Origin of the sequence: Pseudoalteromonas sp. P1-8, assembly GCF_001399985.1 — a bacterium.
Classification (GTDB): Bacteria; Pseudomonadota; Gammaproteobacteria; order Enterobacterales; family Alteromonadaceae; genus Pseudoalteromonas.
Map to the genome: position 1 here is coordinate 34,456 of NZ_LJSO01000007.1, position 17,136 is coordinate 51,591.

General features: G+C 40.2%; 19 protein-coding genes. 4 read left to right on the forward strand and 15 right to left on the reverse strand.

All coding sequences use genetic code 11. The features are described 5' to 3' along the window. Nucleotides 1–18: 18 nt before the first annotated feature. Complete coding sequence (locus tag AN213_RS11190) at nucleotides 19–720, reverse strand: GntR family transcriptional regulator (RefSeq protein WP_054561374.1); 702 nt, start codon at nucleotides 718–720, stop codon at nucleotides 19–21. 280 nt (nucleotides 721–1,000) lie between these two features. On the opposite strand from AN213_RS11190, the gene rsmF reads away from it, so the two are divergent. After that, nucleotides 1,001–2,440 carry a 16S rRNA (cytosine(1407)-C(5))-methyltransferase RsmF gene (gene rsmF / locus AN213_RS11195; RefSeq protein ID WP_055198655.1) on the forward strand — a complete coding sequence of 480 codons (1,440 nt, stop codon included), beginning with the start codon at nucleotides 1,001–1,003 and terminating at the stop codon, nucleotides 2,438–2,440. Nucleotides 2,441–2,750: 310 nt separating this feature from the next. Next, nucleotides 2,751–3,566, forward strand: a complete 816-nt coding sequence (locus AN213_RS11200) for a polysaccharide deacetylase family protein (RefSeq protein WP_055198656.1) — start codon at nucleotides 2,751–2,753, stop codon at nucleotides 3,564–3,566. Here the strand turns inward: AN213_RS11200 and AN213_RS11205 are convergent. The 14 genes from AN213_RS11205 to yceD form a co-directional block, all read right to left on the reverse strand. Next, entirely contained in the window at nucleotides 3,563–5,419 is a 1,857-nt protein-coding gene (locus AN213_RS11205) for an alkaline phosphatase D family protein (RefSeq protein ID WP_408002936.1), read from the reverse strand. The two genes, AN213_RS11200 and AN213_RS11205, sit on opposite strands and share 4 nt — an antisense overlap. Beyond that, nucleotides 5,419–6,198 (reverse strand): TatD family hydrolase, encoded by a 780-nt coding sequence (locus tag AN213_RS11210; RefSeq protein ID WP_054561371.1) that lies wholly within the window; start codon nucleotides 6,196–6,198, stop codon nucleotides 5,419–5,421. Before AN213_RS11210 ends, AN213_RS11205 begins: the two co-directional genes overlap by 1 nt. A gap of 13 nt (nucleotides 6,199–6,211) precedes the next feature. Next, entirely contained in the window at nucleotides 6,212–6,538 is a 327-nt protein-coding gene (locus tag AN213_RS11215; RefSeq protein ID WP_054554720.1) for a PilZ domain-containing protein, read from the reverse strand. A gap of 8 nt (nucleotides 6,539–6,546) precedes the next feature. Further along, on the reverse strand, nucleotides 6,547–7,440 hold the full coding sequence (locus AN213_RS11220) for a DNA polymerase III subunit (RefSeq protein ID WP_054561370.1): 894 nt from the start codon (nucleotides 7,438–7,440) through the stop codon (nucleotides 6,547–6,549). Nucleotide 7,441: 1 nt separating this feature from the next. Then, complete coding sequence (tmk, locus tag AN213_RS11225) at nucleotides 7,442–8,068, reverse strand: dTMP kinase (protein WP_054561369.1); 627 nt, start codon at nucleotides 8,066–8,068, stop codon at nucleotides 7,442–7,444. A gap of 17 nt (nucleotides 8,069–8,085) precedes the next feature. Next, nucleotides 8,086–9,063, reverse strand: coding sequence for an endolytic transglycosylase MltG (gene mltG / locus AN213_RS11230; protein ID WP_055198657.1), 978 nt, complete (start codon nucleotides 9,061–9,063; stop codon nucleotides 8,086–8,088). Next, a complete protein-coding gene (pabC, locus tag AN213_RS11235; protein ID WP_055198658.1) occupies nucleotides 9,060–9,872 on the reverse strand; it encodes an aminodeoxychorismate lyase in 813 nt (270 codons plus the stop codon). Before pabC ends, mltG begins: the two co-directional genes overlap by 4 nt. Nucleotides 9,873–9,929: 57 nt before the next feature. Continuing rightward, a complete protein-coding gene (gene fabF / locus AN213_RS11240) occupies nucleotides 9,930–11,168 on the reverse strand; it encodes a beta-ketoacyl-ACP synthase II (protein ID WP_054554715.1) in 1,239 nt (412 codons plus the stop codon). Nucleotides 11,169–11,285: 117 nt separating this feature from the next. After that, nucleotides 11,286–11,522, reverse strand: coding sequence for an acyl carrier protein (gene acpP, locus AN213_RS11245; protein ID WP_016707440.1), 237 nt, complete (start codon nucleotides 11,520–11,522; stop codon nucleotides 11,286–11,288). 238 nt (nucleotides 11,523–11,760) lie between these two features. Continuing rightward, entirely contained in the window at nucleotides 11,761–12,507 is a 747-nt protein-coding gene (gene fabG / locus AN213_RS11250; RefSeq protein ID WP_054554714.1) for a 3-oxoacyl-ACP reductase FabG, read from the reverse strand. Nucleotides 12,508–12,518: 11 nt separating this feature from the next. Beyond that, nucleotides 12,519–13,445 carry an ACP S-malonyltransferase gene (gene fabD, locus AN213_RS11255; RefSeq protein WP_055198659.1) on the reverse strand — a complete coding sequence of 309 codons (927 nt, stop codon included), beginning with the start codon at nucleotides 13,443–13,445 and terminating at the stop codon, nucleotides 12,519–12,521. Between the two features lie 70 nt (nucleotides 13,446–13,515). After that, nucleotides 13,516–14,544, reverse strand: a complete 1,029-nt coding sequence (gene plsX, locus AN213_RS11260) for a phosphate acyltransferase PlsX (protein WP_054554712.1) — start codon at nucleotides 14,542–14,544, stop codon at nucleotides 13,516–13,518. 11 nt (nucleotides 14,545–14,555) lie between these two features. Next, a complete protein-coding gene (gene rpmF / locus AN213_RS11265) occupies nucleotides 14,556–14,726 on the reverse strand; it encodes a 50S ribosomal protein L32 (RefSeq protein WP_036967969.1) in 171 nt (56 codons plus the stop codon). A 10-nt stretch (nucleotides 14,727–14,736) separates the two neighbouring features. After that, the gene (yceD, locus tag AN213_RS11270) at nucleotides 14,737–15,261 is read right to left on the reverse strand and encodes a 23S rRNA accumulation protein YceD (protein ID WP_054554711.1); all 525 of its coding nucleotides are present in this window, start codon (nucleotides 15,259–15,261) and stop codon (nucleotides 14,737–14,739) included. 141 nt (nucleotides 15,262–15,402) lie between these two features. On the opposite strand from yceD, the gene AN213_RS11275 reads away from it, so the two are divergent. Both AN213_RS11275 and AN213_RS11280 read left to right on the forward strand, forming a co-directional pair. After that, the gene (locus tag AN213_RS11275; protein ID WP_055198660.1) at nucleotides 15,403–15,999 is read left to right on the forward strand and encodes a nucleoside triphosphate pyrophosphatase; all 597 of its coding nucleotides are present in this window, start codon (nucleotides 15,403–15,405) and stop codon (nucleotides 15,997–15,999) included. Nucleotides 16,000–16,051: 52 nt separating this feature from the next. Next, nucleotides 16,052–17,134, forward strand: coding sequence for a hypothetical protein (locus AN213_RS11280; protein ID WP_055198661.1), 1,083 nt, complete (start codon nucleotides 16,052–16,054; stop codon nucleotides 17,132–17,134). Nucleotides 17,135–17,136: the final 2 nt, after the last annotated feature.

Consider the following 17,136-nt stretch of genomic DNA (forward strand, 5'->3'; position numbering starts at 1 on the left):
TGTTTAACTAAAGCGCTACTAATTTTTTGCTGCGAGTAAGTCAAACTTGGTCTGAATATTTGCCTGAGACGCACTGATATGGCGCTTCATAAGCATTTCGGCTAATTCACCGTCATGGTTTTCAATGGCATTAATAATAGCCAAGTGTTCATCAAACGCTTTTGATACACGCGGCCCAACCATCCCCATTTGTACACGGTACATACGAATTAACTGGTACAACTCATTACATAAAAGATGAATTAAGTGTGCGTTTTTCGACCCTTTAATAATGCGATAATGAAAATCAAGGTCGCCCGCTTCTTGGTAGTATGATTCACCTTCTTTTACACGCTGTGTTTGTAAATGCTGGTTCAATAACTGTTTTAAACCCTGCACTTCTTCAGGTTCCATGTTATCGGCAGCTAAACGACAAGCCAGCCCTTCTAAGGCACTACGAACCTGATAGACTTCGATTAAACGCTCAGCTGTTAGTGCAACGACACGGCAACCGACATTTGCTTTACGCTCTACCAAATAACAGCTCTCTAAACGATTTAGCGCCTCACGTAAGGTGGCACGGCTTACACCATAGCGTTTAGCAAGTTCTGGCTCAGAAATTTTGCTACCCTGCTCGATGGTGCCTTGGACAATTTCACGACGCATGTCGACAAACACTTGGTCTGATGCTGTTGTTATCGTGATATCGTTGTAGTTATCGTTGGCTTTTTGCTCTGTCATAATAGGTCTATCAAAGTACTAAATTAAGATTGTCGACAATTTGTGAGTTCACTATGCGCCCTATCATTGCAAGTGTCAACCTTCAGATCGGAAAAATAGGCTAAAAAACCAGCGAAATGTCGACATAAATTGATATTTATCAAAAATAATGGCTATAAAGAACATTTATATTGGCAATGTGTCGACACTTCAATATCACTCTTAAAAAGCTAAAAATATCCCCTGATAGCGCTATAAATGGTATGATCCAGCTATTATTACGTGATGTGAGAGCCATTTAGTGGACGCTAATACATATATTCCTGACTCATTTATTGATGATGTAAAAAGCTACCTTCCCGAACATTTATCATTAGACGACTTTATTGCAGCCTGTCGCCGCCCACTCAGACGATCTGTTCGCGTAAATACCTTAAAAATGTCAGTCGATGAATTTCAGCGTCAATGCGCCAAAAAAGGATGGGAATTAACAGCAATTCCATGGTGTGAAGAAGGATTCTGGCTAACACGTCCTAGCGACGAAGAAGCGGCGCTTGCCATCGGAAATACCGATTTACACTTAAGTGGTGCTATGTATGTACAAGAAGCCAGCTCAATGTTACCGCCTGTAGCACTGAGAGCCGAAGTTCAGCAAAGCGATGCGGTACTTGATATGGCATCAGCACCGGGTTCAAAAACATCACAAATCGCTGCCATGATGGATAATAGTGGTGTGTTAGTGGCCAATGAGTTGTCATCGTCACGCTTAAAAGTATTAGCAGCAACCCTTAAACGTATGGGCGTAGGTAATTGTGCATTATCACATTTTGACGGTGTGATCTTTGGGGATTACATGTATGAGTGCTTCGACAGTATTTTGCTAGATGCCCCGTGTTCAGGTGAAGGCACGGTTCGTAAAGATGCAGACGCCCTAAAGAATTGGTCAATTGAGTCAAATATTGATATTGCTGCTGTGCAAAAAGCCCTTATCAAAAGTGCCTTTTATGCCTTAAAACCAGGCGGCACATTAGTGTATTCGACCTGTACTTTAACACCGCTTGAAAACCAACAAGTGTGTGAGTATCTATTAGCAGAGTTCCCTGATTGCATCGAAGTACAATCGCTCGATAGCCTTTTTGATGGTGCAGACAAAGCAACAACCAGCGAAGGTTATTTGCATGTTTGGCCGCAAACTTACGACAGTGAAGGTTTCTTCATAGCTAAATTTAAGAAAATAGCGTCAAGCGATAACCCTAATCAAAAAGTTAAAAAAGGCGCATTTCCGTTTGCTGAGTTTGATAAAAAGCAAAGCCAAGCGTTTATGCAAACAATTAAAAAACAATTCGGTCTAAAATCACTCAAAGGCACGCTAATGCAGCGTGATAAAGAGCTTTGGTTGTTTCCTGGTGGCTTTGATGAACTGCAAGATAAAATTAAATACTCACGTTTAGGTATTCAACTTGGTGTGATCCACAAAGGCGGAGTTCGCTTAACTCACGAGTTTGCCACTGTCTTTGGCCAAGATTGCGATAAAAATACCTTTGAGATGTCTGCTTGCCAAGCAAACGATTACTTTAACGGTAAAGATATTCGACTCGAAAAACCAACGCAAGATAATGGTGAAGTAGTTTTAATGTTATGTGGTTGTCCGGTAGGCCTAGGTAAGTGGCAAAAGAATAAAATTAAGAACTCATTACCTCGTGATTTGGTCCAAAATGCCCAGTTGATAACTTGGGTATAAGTTGCGCATAAAGACTGTATAAATAAGGCACTAATTTAGGTAAAAAGATGTAACAGACTGATTTTAAACTAGTATAAAATTTGTATATTTACCGTGCAATTTCCTGCTGATTAACTACACTTAAAAGTACTTTCTACTTCTCCCTACTGAATTTAGAAGGTGTTTTTTTATAGTTAGCGCAGGCTCACACGAGCCACCCCCTAAGCCCAGAACAATGCGGATTCGTTCTGGGCGTTTTTTATTCAAAAGTCGCATAGCAAAGCATTAGTCTTTTTGATTTCATTGTAAAAACAATGATAAAGGATTGATTATGCTTAAACCCTTGTGCGTCGTACTACTACTTTTAATCAGCTGCCAAACTCTGGCAAAAAGCAGTGACTACCTAGGCTTTGACTACCCTAATAAGGCTAAAAATGCTGTCAGTATCACTTTTGATGATGCAAGACATAGCCAAGTTGATACCGGTTTAGCGCTTTTAAACAAATACCAAATAAAAGCGACATTTTATGTATCCCCTTTTAACGTAAAAGAACGTGTTGAAAAGTGGCAAATGGCTGTAAAAACAGGTCACGAAATTGCGAATCATACGGCAAGCCACTTGTGTACCGGCAACTTTGAATGGCTTCGTGAACTTGGGGTGTCGCTTGAACAATTTACGCTAAAAGAAATGGAGCAAGATATCTTAAAGGGGCAAGACTATATAAAAGCCACACTCAACGTGACACCAACCGCTTTTGCCTACCCTTGCGGAAACACCTTTGTTGGCCGTGGTGCAAATACTAAAAGTTATGTACCGTTAATAGCCAAGCACTTTAAAACAGGTAGAACTTGGCTCGACGAAACGGCGAATAACCCCAACTTTACAGACTTTTCGCAGTTAACTAGCTTACCCATTGATGGACTTACTTTCGAAGAGATCCAAAAAACCATAGAGCAGCACCGAACTAACAATAGTTGGATCATTCTGGCAGGCCACGATATTGGCAAACGAGATCAGTACACTACCGGCACCGACGCGCTAGAGCAGCTCATTGTTTATCTACAAGATCCTAAAAATGGGTTTTGGTTAGATACAGTAAGTAATGTTGCTGACTACGTTGAGGCGAATCGCAAAGCAATAGATTAATTATCGTTTAAATCGAATTCAGTTATTTGGTTATCAGCGTGAATAAGTTCATATTTAGCAAGCAAACCGTCATTGAGCTCAATTAAGCTGATAGCCGCATTACTGACCAAATACTTTTGCCCTTCGCCTATGGTTTGGTGTTTATCAACTTCCATTTGCCAACGTTTAGTGAAAAAGTTAAGTGGGCTTTTTGGCGCATATAAAATTGAGTCGAGCTTATCGAGTACATTAATAAGTTTGCGTGGGAACTCATTTTTAATACCACTGGCGGTTAACTGCCAAATCCGATTTTTATGCTTACCAAAGCGCTTTTGAACTGAAAAACAAAATGAATAATGAACATCACCAGAGAGGATCAAGGTTTCTTTTGGCGTATCTTCACGGCGAAAAGTATCTAGCAACTTTTTAGCAGAACCTTCATGGGCCATCCAGTTTTCAACATCAACTAACAAGGGTTGCCCGCAAAAATTAAAAATCGCTTGAATTGCTTCAATCGATTTAACACCAAACACCGGAGCTGGAGATACGATAATCACTTTATCGTGAGACAGTAAGCTTTCTTCTAATTCAGTGAGCCTTTCCCAATCAAGTAAACCTGATGGCTCATTGAAGTTTTGTTCATTACGCCAGCGATGGGTTCGGGTATCGAGCACTACAACCTTTGGAATGGTATTAAGCTCGTAATGCCAATGGTTAAAATTGAGTATTAACTTATCAAAGTCTTTAAAATACCAGCTCTGTTGCTGCAGACTTTCTTTAAAGCTGGGTAATAAAGACAGTGAGTTATCGCCTGCATCATTACCAATCCCCTGCATTAACCAATAACTAATTAAACCATTATTTACAATACGACGGCTAGCTGGGTGCTGATAAATAGCCTGCTCCCAGCCTGCGGTTAAGTTCCAATCATCGGTGACATCATGATCGTCAAACATCATTAATGTCGACACATTAGCGAATAACCTTTCAACGCTTTGAAGACCCTTTGCAAAGCCAACCAGTGCGTCCTTTTCAAGTTTAAATAAGTTAGCGTATTTAGGGGCTAATGCTGGGCATTCAATTGATTCAAAATCTATTAGCTGCCAAGTAACAGCGCTGAAGTTTAATAAATAAAGCGCAATAAATTCTTGAAAATGAATTAAGTGGTTTTCAGCTTTTAAACTTGAGAAGTGTGGCTCGTCTTTTTTGAGCCAATAACCAACACCAAATTTGCTCCTTTTCTGCCAAGGTACTTTGGGTAAGTGTAAATGGCGCTGATATAGTTGCTGCTCAAACTCTTCTGGCAAATCTAAATCAAGCTCTGGTTCTTGAAACACACCAAATAGACTAATCACTTTTTCAATCGCGAGCAGCATTGGCCCTGCGACATCATCCGCATATATTTGGTCGCCAGATAACAATAATAAATCAGCACCTGCATTAAGCGATTGGCGCTGATCATTTTGCCAATTATCTGCAGCAACAAGGCTGTCTTTTGCAGGGTGATGAGGATTACGACACGAACCATGAAGAATTCTATCGAGTCGATTTGGGATCACAAATGCCGGAGATTCGGCACGTTCATAGCAATAAGACGATAAATCAAGGCTTTTTTCTTCATCATGTAATGAATAGTAGATCAGTGAATCAACTGCAAACTGGCCACTGACTGGCATGACATTAATGAAATTTAAGTAAAGGTGTTGCCCTAATTGGATTGATTCTAAGCTAGAGAATGTCTCAACACCTTTAAACTCTATTCGGTATTGGCAAGGCCTAGTTGTAACAAATTGAAAGCACACTCGCCCTGCATCTGCTCGGCGTACCATTGGCCCCATTACTAACTGAGGTAAGTTCGATACGCCGTCCACTATTACGCCCTTTTAGCCTGATTGAACAACGAATAAAAGTTGTTAGTTGTTGCTTCAGCTAATTCGTTAAAAGTGAGCCCTTTTAACTCAGCAATGTAGTAAGCGACATCTTCAACATAGGCTGGTTGATTTGTTTTACCACGATATGGCACAGGTGCTAAATACGGTGAATCTGTTTCGATTAGTAAGCGATCTAGCGGAATTTGCTTTACAACGTCTTTTAACTCTACTGCATTTTTAAACGTAACAATGCCCGAAATCGAAATATAAAAGCCCATATCAATGGCTTTTTTGGCCATTTCCCAGTTTTCTGTAAAACAATGCAATACACCGCCACAGTTCTCGGCATTGTGAGCGCGCATTAAGTTAATAGTGTCTTCTCTAGCGTCTCGTGTATGAATAATAAGCGGCTTATTTAGCTCATTGGCAACGTCGATATGACCGACGAAACTCTCTTGCTGAACAATATGGGTGTCTTTTGAGTAATAGTAATCAAGACCCGTTTCGCCAATAGCAACCACTTTGTCGTGGCTTGCAAGTGAAATAAGCTTTTGCTTATCGAGTGCGTCTTTTTGATCGAGTGGATGCACACCGCATGATGCAGAAACATCTGGATAGTTCTTAATTTTATCCAGCATACTTGGGAATTGATCTAAAGTTACACTTACACATAAAAAGTGTTCAACCTTTTTAGCGCGAGCATTATCTAGTACTTGGTCTAAGTCTAAGTCTAGTTTTTCAAAATCTAAACGATCTAAATGACAATGAGAATCTACAATCATGGTACTACTTTTATTACATGGTATAGGTCGGATTGCCGGAGTTTAACATAGTACCGAGTAGTTTTTCGATTTTCGCATTCAAATTGGTTTTATCATCGATAAAATTAACACCAATACCTGGTGGGTTTGAGCTTTGTGCACCTTGTGGTGTGATCCAAGCAACTTTACCCGTTACTACATCATCTTCTAATGCATCTGGTAATGTGACCTTTAAAGCCAATGAATGACCCATTTCAAAGCGCATATTAGTGCGAACAAACAAACCACCATTTTTTAGATAAGGCATGTAACAGCGATATAATTCTTCTAAGTCTTCAATATCTACTAATAATTCTTGCACGATACTTCCTAATTTTGGCTTTCACGTAAAGTAAACGCTAATTGTGAAATGGCTAGTTCCATATTCAAGCCAAGCACATGTGAGTTATTATAAAGAAACTCTGAAATTGCAGTTTGTGCTTTCTGATAATTGAAAAAGTCCATTCCTAACATTAATTGCGTTTTAAGATGCTCTGTTAAGAACAAAGCAAATACATTAACCAAGCTATGATCTTTATTAAGGATGTCGACTAACGCACTGAAATTATGGCTGTCTTTTATCTCAGTTGCAAATTTATAAAGAGAATCGACAGCTTCAAGTTGGTTGTCATTTTGCCACTGCTGAACAAGTAAAGGTTGCCTAGCGAACAACTCTAACCATGAATAATTAGCAATATTTAATGATGCTAACCATTTTTTCGTATATTCAGAGTTAACTTTTATTTCGTGTACGGCACAGCGACTTAAAATTGTTGCAGGTAATAATGCTGTTTGCTCGCACGTTAACAATAAATAACGGCGTAAGCTTGGCTCTTCAAGGGTTTTTAATAAAGCATTAGCCGCAGCAGTGGTCATTTTGTGACACTGTTCGAGCACAACTACTTTGTTACCATTTTGCGCCGCTGAATGGTTGATAAAATCACTGATCTCACGAATTTCATCAACGCCTATTGTTTGGCCTTCCACCTTTACAACGCGTTTATCAGGATGAGTACCCGCTTGATTAAGTTGACAGCTTTTACAATTGCCACAGGCTTTTAAATTTACAGGTGACGCGCAAAGTAAGCCATCGGCGAGCGAATCGACTAAACATTGTTTGCCAACACCTTTATCACCATTAAATAGCTGGGCATGATGAAAGCGTTGCTGTGCAAAACTTTGCGCTAGTTGCTGATAAAGCCCTTCAAGCCACGGCAAAGGCATATTAATTTAAACCTGCAAAAAAGTTATCAAGCACAGTTGTGATTGCCGCATGTACTTCTGGCATTGTTTGGTTTGCATCCACTGTTTTGATACTGCTATCAGTTTTAGCTATTTCAAGGTAGCGTGCGCGAGTGCGCTCAAAAAAGCCTAATGCTTCTTGTTCGATACGATCAAGTTCACCACGGCCTTTTGCACGAGCAAGCCCAACTGCAGGGTCAATGTCTAAATAAATGGTTAAATCCGGTTTTAAACCATTTAGCACCATATCAGCTAAAAAAGAGAGTTTAGTCTGTTCAATACCGCGACCCCCACCTTGATATGCTTGTGATGAAAGATCATGGCGATCACCTAAAACCCAAGTGCCCTTTTCAAGTGCCGGATTAATAACATTAGCAACTAATTGTGAGCGTGCTGCATACATTATTAACAGCTCCGTTTCGCCCGTCACTGTTTCTTGGTGAGCCTGTTTGACGATATTACGCAGCTCTTCAGCCATAGCTGTACCGCCAGGCTCACGTACATTAATAAAATCGACTTGCTTGTTTTCTAAATAAGCTTGGCATACGGCAATGGCCGTTGATTTTCCGGCACCTTCTAGGCCTTCAATCACTATAAATTTCGCTGTCATAGACTCAATTCTGGTTGTTAGTTTAATTGGTACTGCTTTACCGCACGATTATGTTCTTGCAATGTTTTCGAAAATTGATGGCTGCCATCCCCTTTCGCAACAAAATACACATATTCAGACTCCGGTGGATTAACCGCGGCCAAAATCGCTGCTTTCGAAGGCATGGCTATGGGTGTTGGCGGCAAGCCTTTTATCTTATACGTGTTATACGGTGTATAGGTTGTTAAATCTTTTCGTTTTATATCGCCATCAAAATCAGCACCAATACCATAAATCACAGTTGGATCGGTTTGTAAGCGCATATTGGTTTTTAAACGATTGGTAAATACCGCAGAAATTAATGGTCGCTCAGAAGCAAGGCCCGTTTCTTTTTCGATGATAGAAGCCAGTATTAACGCTTCATACGGTGAACTTAACACCAAATCTGCTGCTCTAGTTTGCCATGCAGCGTCTAATTCCTGCTGCATTTTGTTGTATGCACGTTTTAATACGCCGCTGGCAGTATCTTCACTATGGTAGTGATAGGTGTCAGGGAACAACCAGCCTTCTAAATTTTGTTGTGTGCTACTTATCTGCGTCGCTAAATTTTCTGTGTCTAAGTCTTGTGTTAAATGTGCTTGCTTTTGAATATTAGCAACAACGTCTCGAAGTGGCTGACCTTCAATAATTGTAAAGCTAAAGCTCACTTGTGCACCTTGATTGATACGACGAATATTATCAATAACAGCGCTTGTATCCAGTTCATATAGACCCGCTTTTAGATCAGTAAGCGTAGGATCTAATTTAGCAAGTACCTGAAATTTAAAACAGCTATCAACCCACTGCTTTGTTTGCCATGCTTGGCAAAGCTGATTAAAGCCAGTGCCACGTTCTACTTTAAATAAAGTACTATTTTCAACCTTTAACGGCATTTTTAATGCTGATTGAAGCTGTTGATAGCCAATACCACAACATAGCAATGCTAATAACAGCACGCTAACAATGACTTTTATCACACACTCTCCTTGGCAAACTGCGCCGCTAATAGCGCTTTACTGCATTCAATATCAAACTGTGTATCAGCAATCCGTGCAACGGGAACCACGCCCATTAAACTGTTACACATAAATACGGCATCCATAGCTAAAAGCTCATCTAATTGGATTGCTTTAAATTCAATGGCTAACTTATCACATAAAGCGCTGAGATAAACCCCAGTGATACCGCAGCGGTCTAACTTAGGTGACATAACTTGACCGTCTTTAATAGCAAATAAATTTGCAGCCGAACATTCAATCACATTGTTATCATAATCAAGAACAACAACGTCATCACATTCAAGGCTGCTCATTTGCTTTTTGATAAGCACTTGCTCTAGACGGTTCAATGTTTTTAAGCCTGCAAGTAAAGGTTGATGTGCAAGTTTCACGTCGCTGACTGCTAAGCTTACGCCCTGCTGCTGCCAACTTTTATAGTGTGAAACTGCAGGCATTATACTGATCAGCACTTGAATACTTGGTGTATCTGGTAAGCCATAACCACGCCCACCTGCACCACGGGTGATAACTATTTTTAAAATACCAGTTTGTGTATCACTGATTGCGTGGTTAACTTCACGCTCAATTGCGGTTAAATCTAATTCGGGGAAAAATAGTCTTTGCGCGCATTCTTCTAAACGCGCTTTGTGTAAATCCCAGTGCTCAACGACAGAATTCACCACAGAGGCGGTGGTAAAAAAGCCATCACCATAATTTAAGCCACGGTCTTGCGTGCTTATTGTGGTGTCTGGTGTGATTATTTTTATTGTTTGTTTTAATTTACTCATACAAAAAAGCCCAGTTAAACAACTGGGCTCTTCTTTTTAGTCCGTTGTTAAAAAGAATTATACCTTTTTAAATAGCAACGAGCCATTAGTACCACCAAAACCAAATGAATTACATAGTGCGTAATCCAATTTAGCGTCACGTGCAGTGTGCGGTACGTAGTCTAAATCACAGCCTTCATCTGGGTTATCAAGGTTGATTGTAGGGCTTACTTTCTGGTCAACAAGTGACAAGATAGTAATGATCGACTCTACCGAACCTGCTGCACCTAACAAGTGACCCATCATTGATTTAGATGAACTTACCATCACATCTTTCGCTGCATCACCAAAAATAGTTTTAACAGCTGATGTTTCGGCTTTATCGCCTGCATTAGTCGATGTTCCATGAGCATTAATGTAACCAACTTGGTCTGCATTAACTTGTGCATCGTTTAGGGCATTTTCCATCGCTAGAGCTGCGCCTGCACCGTCTTCAGGTGGAGACGTCATGTGATATGCATCACCACTCATACCAAAACCAACGAGTTCAGCGTAGATTTTCGCGCCACGTGCTTTAGCATGCTCATATTCTTCAAGTACGATAACACCAGCACCATCAGCAAGAACAAAACCATCACGGTCTTTATCCCAAGGGCGTGATGCTGCTTGTGGATCATCGTTACGAGTTGATAATGCACGTGCTGCATTAAAGCCACCCATACCAATTGGTGTCGATGCTTTTTCAGCACCACCGGCTACCATTGCATCTGCATCGCCGTATGCAATCATACGCGCAGCATGACCAATGTTATGTAGACCTGTAGTACAGGCTGTAACGATTGAAATATTAGGACCACGTAAACCGTGCATAATCGATAAATGACCAGAAATCATATTGATAATGGTCGAAGGCACGTAGAACGGAGAAAGCTTACGCGGGCCGCTGTTTAATAGTTTGATGTGGTTTTCTTCAATTAAAGTTAAACCACCGATGCCAGAACCCACTGCTACACCAACACGAGTGGCGTTTTCTTCAGTGATCTCTAGACCAGAATCTTGTAGTGCTTGTACACCCGCTGCAATGCCATATTGGATAAACAAATCCATTTTCTTTGCATCTTTCGGTGACATGTAAGCTGATGCATCAAAGTCATTCAGCAAACCTGCGAATTTGGTGCCGAAACTTGAGGTATCGAAATGCGTGATAGTTTGAATACCACTTTTACCGTTTAACAAACCTTGCCAAGTAGATTCAACATCATTACCTAGCGGTGTCAACATTCCTAAGCCAGTTACGACGACTCGACGTTTAGCCACGGGTTGCCTCCAATAAGGAAATTATTTTAGGTGGGGTGTATACCAAATTTATTAGTATCATTCTATAGATAGACTAAGGGCAGCTTAATGCTGCCCTTAAAATCAAAATGCGTAAAATTACTCAGCGTGAGCTGTAACGTAATCGATTGCAGCTTGAACTGTAGTGATCTTTTCAGCTTCTTCGTCTGGGATCTCAGTGTCGAATTCTTCTTCAAGAGCCATTACTAGTTCTACAGTGTCAAGTGAATCAGCACCTAAGTCGTCAACGAAAGAAGCTTCATGTTTTACTTCTTCTTCTTTAACACCTAGTTGCTCAATGATAATTTTCTTTACGCGTTCTTGGATGTCGCTCATTCTTCTTTCCTTTATTAAAAACGCCAATGCGTTATTTTCAGATTGCGGCGTAGTTTACGCCGCATAATTCTGTGATTCAAGGATTTGCTGATAATTACTTATCTGGTCAAACCTCTCGAATAGTATTTGTTCATTTATCGCTTATTTTCATAGCGAATTCAAGTATGTTTAAAGCAAGATCACAAAAATTTCAACAATTTTCGATAATCTTTCGTTAGCAAATTTTTGCTAACTTTCATTAAACCATGTACATCGCGCCATTTACGTGCAATGTTTCGCCTGATACATACGCAGCAGCGTCAGATGCTAAATAACATACCGCAGCAGCGATTTCTTCAGGTTGGCCTAAACGCCCTGCAGGTACATTTGCAAGCGTAGCTGCTTTTTGGTCTTCAGTCAGCTCGTCTGTCATATCTGTTTGGATAAAACCAGGTGCAACAACGTTCACTGTGATACCACGTGATGCAACTTCGCGTGCTAATGACTTAGTAAAACCAATTACACCCGCTTTCGCTGCAGCGTAGTTAGCTTGACCCGCATTACCCATAGTGCCCACAACAGAACCGATATTAATGATACGGCCATTTTTCTTTTTCATCATAGGGCGTAAAACAGCCTTAGATAAACGGAAAATTGAGCTTAGGTTCGTGTCGATGATGTCATCCCACTCACCGTCTTTCATACGCATTAATAAGTTATCGCGAGTAATACCCGCATTGTTAACTAATACGTCGATATCGCCTAAATCAGCCTTGATCGCAGCAAGTGTCGCCTCAATCGATTCAGGATCTGTAACGTTAAGGGCATAACCTTTACCGTTGTCACCCAGGTATTCACTGATTTTAGCAGCACCTGATTCGCTTGTTGCAGTGCCGGCTACTTTTGCACCTTGTGCAACTAGCGTATTTGCAATCGCTTTACCAATACCACGGCTTGCACCAGTGATTAGGACAACCTTGCCCTCAAGAGAAAATAAATTTGTCATTCTATTCCTACTTATTTCGCTTCATCAATAGCAGCTTGCGTATTAACCGCACCACATACCATTGCTTTATCAATTCGTTTAGCAAGACCCGTTAATACTTTACCTGGGCCAAACTCATAGCTTTGTGTGATACCTTGCGCAACTAATGCTTGTACAGTTTCAGTCCAGCGTACCGGGCTGTAAAGTTGGCGTACTAATGCATCTTTAATTGCTTCACTTGATTGCTCAGCTTTTACATCAACGTTGTTGATTACATCACACTTAGGTGTATTAAATGTTAAAGCCGCTAAATCAGCAGCTAATTTTTCAGCAGCTGGTTTCATTAGTTCACAGTGAGAAGGTACGCTTACTGCGAGTGGTAAAGCACGTTTAGCACCTGCTTCTTTACATGCTTCTGATGCACGCTCAACTGCCGCTTTGTGGCCGGCAATAACAACCTGACCTGGTGAGTTGTAGTTTACTGGTGAAACGACTTCACCATTTGCTGATGCTTCACACGCTGCTTTGATTTCGTCGTCACCTAAGCCGATGATTGCAGCCATAGAACCAACACCCGCAGGTACTGCTTCTTGCATATATAAACCACGATTTTCTACTAGTTTAACGGCTTCGCTTAAGCTTACAACGCCAGCACAAACTAATGCTGAATACTCGCCTAAACTGTGACCAGCCATAACAACATCGGCATCAGGGTTTGCGTCTAACCATTGACGGTAAATAGCAACACTAGCAGTAAGAAGTGCTGGTTGTGTACGATGGGTTTGATTTAATTCTTCTTCTGGACCATTTAGTACAAGTGCAGCTAGATCATAGCCAAGAGCTTCAGATGCTTCAGCGAATGTTGCTTTAGCAATTTGTGAATCAGCTAATAGTTCAAATAACATGCCCACAGTTTGTGAGCCTTGACCTGGAAATACGAGTGCAATTTTATGTGCCATACTTTGCTCTTATAATTAAACAAAAAAATATTCTGTAGCAGGCAGCATAACAAGTTTTAGATATGCTGCACTACTTTGTTGTTGGATGTGTTTGCTCAAAAATCGCAGCGATTTTTTCAGGGAGTTGGCGTTCGACTTCCCGCGCGGCTTCATCAATAGCAGCATGAAACGCCTTTGGTGAGGCATTGCCATGGCTTTTAACAACAATACCGCGCAATCCTACCAGACTTGCGCCGTTATACTGGTCGGGGTTCACCCGCTTGTAGAGTTTTTTTATCACTGGACGCAATAAAAACGCTAAACTTTTGTATAAGAAATGCTTGTGTAAGGCTTTGGTGAGTTTATGCATGATCAGTTTGGCAATACCTTCACAGGTTTTTAATGCCACATTACCTACAAATCCTTCGCACACAATAACATCAGCTTTTCCACTGAAAATATCACTACCTTCACTGTAACCTGTGTAGTTGAGATATTCACACTGCTGCATTAACTGTGCAGCTTGTTTTATTCCTTCATGCCCTTTGATGTCTTCAGAGCCAATATTCAATAAACTAACTCTTGGGTTATCACACCCAAGTGCCTGCCCTGCTACCACAGAACCCATAATGCCAAATTGATAAAGGGTTTGCGCATCACAATGCACATTAGCGCCTAAATCAAGTAAATAAACAGGGTTTTTACGTTCGGTTGGAACAGCAGAGATTAATGCAGGACGTTTTACGCCTGGAAGCATCTTTAATACATAATGCGCCATAAAAAATAACGCGCCTGTATTACCAGAGCTTACACACGCTTGCGCTTCACCCGATTTAACTAAATCGAGGGCAACTCGCATTGATGAATCTTTTTTAGAACGAACCGCTGAAGCAGGTTCACACGCATTTGTGACGACTTCGCTACAATGGCGAATAATTAAACGAGGGTGTGAAACAGAATCGAGTGCTTCGAGTTCTTTTAGAATAACTTGCTGATTACCACATAAGATGAGTCTTAAGTTGGTATTAGCATTTACCGCTTGCACGGCAGCGGGGATAGATGAACGGGGGCCGTAATCGCCCCCCATCATATCTAACGCTATGGTTAGATTGGTCAGCATATAGCAATCTCTTAGTTAGAAATTACTTTAACGCCTTTGTAGTAACCGTCAGCAGTTACGTGGTGACGACGGTGAGTCTCACCAGAAACTTGATCTACAGTTAAAGTTGGACCACTGATCGCATCGTGTGAACGGCGCATGCCGCGTCTTGCACGAGACTTTTTGCTTTTTTGTACAGCCATTAGTCTTCTCCTAAGAATCTTTCTTAAGTTGTTTCAAAATATCAAATGGATTTGGTTTGTCATCTTTTGCTGCTAATTTACCAAAGCTAGTAGGCTCTGATGAATAACTGCATGAAGCTTCGTTGTGTGTAGGCACTATTGGAATAGCTAAAATCAGTTCGTCTTCGATTAACTCAAATACGTTGATTTCACCGTTTTCGTCCAGCTCTACTTCATCGTAACCTTCAGGTAGATGATCTGACTCTGCATCCAAACCAATTGGCGAATACACAAAGTCTTGTTCCAAATCCAACCCTAATTCTCCATTACAGCGTTGACAAGTTACAGTTACATGTGTTGATAAGTTACCACTTATTACCACTAAACCTTGCTCGTCAATTTTGCAATGAATCTTTACCGCTATTTCACCTGCTTCCTCCTGCACAACTTGCTCTAAACGAGAAAGTTTTTCAAGCGGGACAATACCGTCATACGTTAAACGATGTTGAGCTGCTTTGCTGGGATGAAGAGTGATGGGAATTTTCACCTTTTGCATAGGGGCTGCATCATATAGATAGTTAGTAAGTTAGTCAAAGTAAAAAACCAATTTTGGTAGGTTTTTAACGATCTTCTGCTTTGTTTTAGGATTCATTGTGGCTTATCCTTGGCAAAATACAATTTTCATCCAGAATTTATTATGAAACCAACACTTATATTAGCGTCAAGCTCACCATTTAGACAGCAATTATTAACTAAGTTTAACTTACCTTTTCAAAGTTTTTCTCCAGATATTGATGAGTCCCCTATTGCAGCTGAAACACCAGAGCAATTAGTTGCTCGTTTAAGCGAGCAAAAAGCCCGAGTTGCCAAACAACATTTTAGTGAAGGTTTGGTGATCGGCTCTGATCAAGTTGCGGTATTCAACGATACAATTTTAGGTAAACCTCATACTAAAGAAAATGCCATTAAGCAGCTATCATCGTTTAGTGGCCATATAGTGACCTTTTTAACTGGTTTAAGTGTATTTGATATACAAAGCGACAAAGCAATTACCACCGTGGTGCCATTTGATGTGACATTTAAAGCACTCACACTTGAACAGATCAATGCTTATTGCGATGCAGAGCAGCCATACAACTGTGCAGGTAGCTTTAAAAGTGAAGGATTAGGCATCTGTTTATTTGAAAAGCTCAGTGGCGATGACCCTAATACATTGATAGGCCTGCCACTGATCACATTAACTAAAGTGCTGGCTGAGTTTGGTGTTGACGTGTTGACATGTCACAAAACTTAGTAAAATCTATTAAATAGCATAGATTAAAATTCAGCTAAAAAGGAAAGGCTTTATGACTCGACAAGGATTGTTAATAACCTTTTTTCTATCAGGGTTAAGTTTGTTTACGAGCAAAATGCATGCCTCACAAGGGTTATTAGAAGTTTACTCATGCAATACGTGTAATTATGAAAAAGCCAAAACAATTGCTAAAGAACACCACGTCAAACCTGACTGCCAAAGGGAACCTTCATCTAATGAAAGGTTACACCTTGGTCAGCCTATTCTTAAATGCGATACTTCATCGAAAAACTTGATAATAGTAAATCCATTAGATAAAAGAGCTTTTAAATTTAATGTTAAGGCGACAAACAACTCATCAACTTCTCAAGAAAATGAGATTATTTCAACAATCGAAAGCTTGCCATTAAACACCTCAGAAAAAGATTTATTAAAAACTTTTTACGATATAGACCGAGATTTCAGAACCGCAGTATCGAAGAGTTCTTCCACAACATCCTCTAAAATTCAAAGTCCGCTTGAGCTTAATTCAACGAGTTCAAATAACGAAGATAGCTGTGCCTTACACCCAGTTAATTACTTTGGCAATCAACAATATCAAACCAACCTCCATGAAGATTTAACAAAATTCATAGAAAAAGAACTTTTTGATGCAAATTGGTTTGATAACTTTAAAGCCTCTGATACAACTGAAAGTGTGCTAAAACTACGTAAAGGCGACTCAGGATTTCAAATAAGTCTTCAACACAATGAAATAGGTTCTTATATTAGTAAGGTTTATGGAAGTTCGGATAACCTTTTAAACTTTGAAGTGAAATATAATGGTGAATTTAATATTGGTGGTACTCGTAAATTAAACTTAACTTACAAGTTAAACCGTGGCGCATCAATTATAGATGGTATGGCAATGAACTTATTATTCAGTCCTGTGGTGGATTTAACTGATGTAGCTATTTCAAATTGTCTACTTAAGTTTATTGAGGAAAATAGTAAAGAAATTGAAACGATTGATAGCCACACACGTGGTAATGCGCATTTAGCTGGGAATTGTAACCGAAAAATTAAAAAGGAATTGTGTTCTACTGAACACAATAGCCAAAAATGTACAAACTCGATTATTAGCTTACGTTGTTAGTG

What these genes read in the sequence shown, in the direction of transcription:
- AN213_RS11190 (WP_054561374.1), bottom strand. Translation starts at nt 720, where the DNA reads ATGACAGAGCAAAAAGCCAACGATAACTACAACGATATCACGATAACA.
- AN213_RS11200 (WP_055198656.1), top strand. Translation starts at nt 2,751, where the DNA reads ATGCTTAAACCCTTGTGCGTCGTACTACTACTTTTAATCAGCTGCCAA.
- AN213_RS11210 (WP_054561371.1), bottom strand. Translation starts at nt 6,198, where the DNA reads ATGATTGTAGATTCTCATTGTCATTTAGATCGTTTAGATTTTGAAAAA.
- AN213_RS11220 (WP_054561370.1), bottom strand. Translation starts at nt 7,440, where the DNA reads ATGCCTTTGCCGTGGCTTGAAGGGCTTTATCAGCAACTAGCGCAAAGT.
- tmk (WP_054561369.1), bottom strand. Translation starts at nt 8,068, where the DNA reads ATGACAGCGAAATTTATAGTGATTGAAGGCCTAGAAGGTGCCGGAAAA.
- pabC (WP_055198658.1), bottom strand. Translation starts at nt 9,872, where the DNA reads ATGAGTAAATTAAAACAAACAATAAAAATAATCACACCAGACACCACA.
- acpP (WP_016707440.1), bottom strand. Translation starts at nt 11,522, where the DNA reads ATGAGCGACATCCAAGAACGCGTAAAGAAAATTATCATTGAGCAACTA.
- fabG (WP_054554714.1), bottom strand. Translation starts at nt 12,507, where the DNA reads ATGACAAATTTATTTTCTCTTGAGGGCAAGGTTGTCCTAATCACTGGT.
- fabD (WP_055198659.1), bottom strand. Translation starts at nt 13,445, where the DNA reads ATGGCACATAAAATTGCACTCGTATTTCCAGGTCAAGGCTCACAAACT.
- plsX (WP_054554712.1), bottom strand. Translation starts at nt 14,544, where the DNA reads ATGCTGACCAATCTAACCATAGCGTTAGATATGATGGGGGGCGATTAC.
- rpmF (WP_036967969.1), bottom strand. Translation starts at nt 14,726, where the DNA reads ATGGCTGTACAAAAAAGCAAAAAGTCTCGTGCAAGACGCGGCATGCGC.
- yceD (WP_054554711.1), bottom strand. Translation starts at nt 15,261, where the DNA reads ATGCAAAAGGTGAAAATTCCCATCACTCTTCATCCCAGCAAAGCAGCT.
- AN213_RS11275 (WP_055198660.1), top strand. Translation starts at nt 15,403, where the DNA reads ATGAAACCAACACTTATATTAGCGTCAAGCTCACCATTTAGACAGCAA.
- AN213_RS11280 (WP_055198661.1), top strand. Translation starts at nt 16,052, where the DNA reads ATGACTCGACAAGGATTGTTAATAACCTTTTTTCTATCAGGGTTAAGT.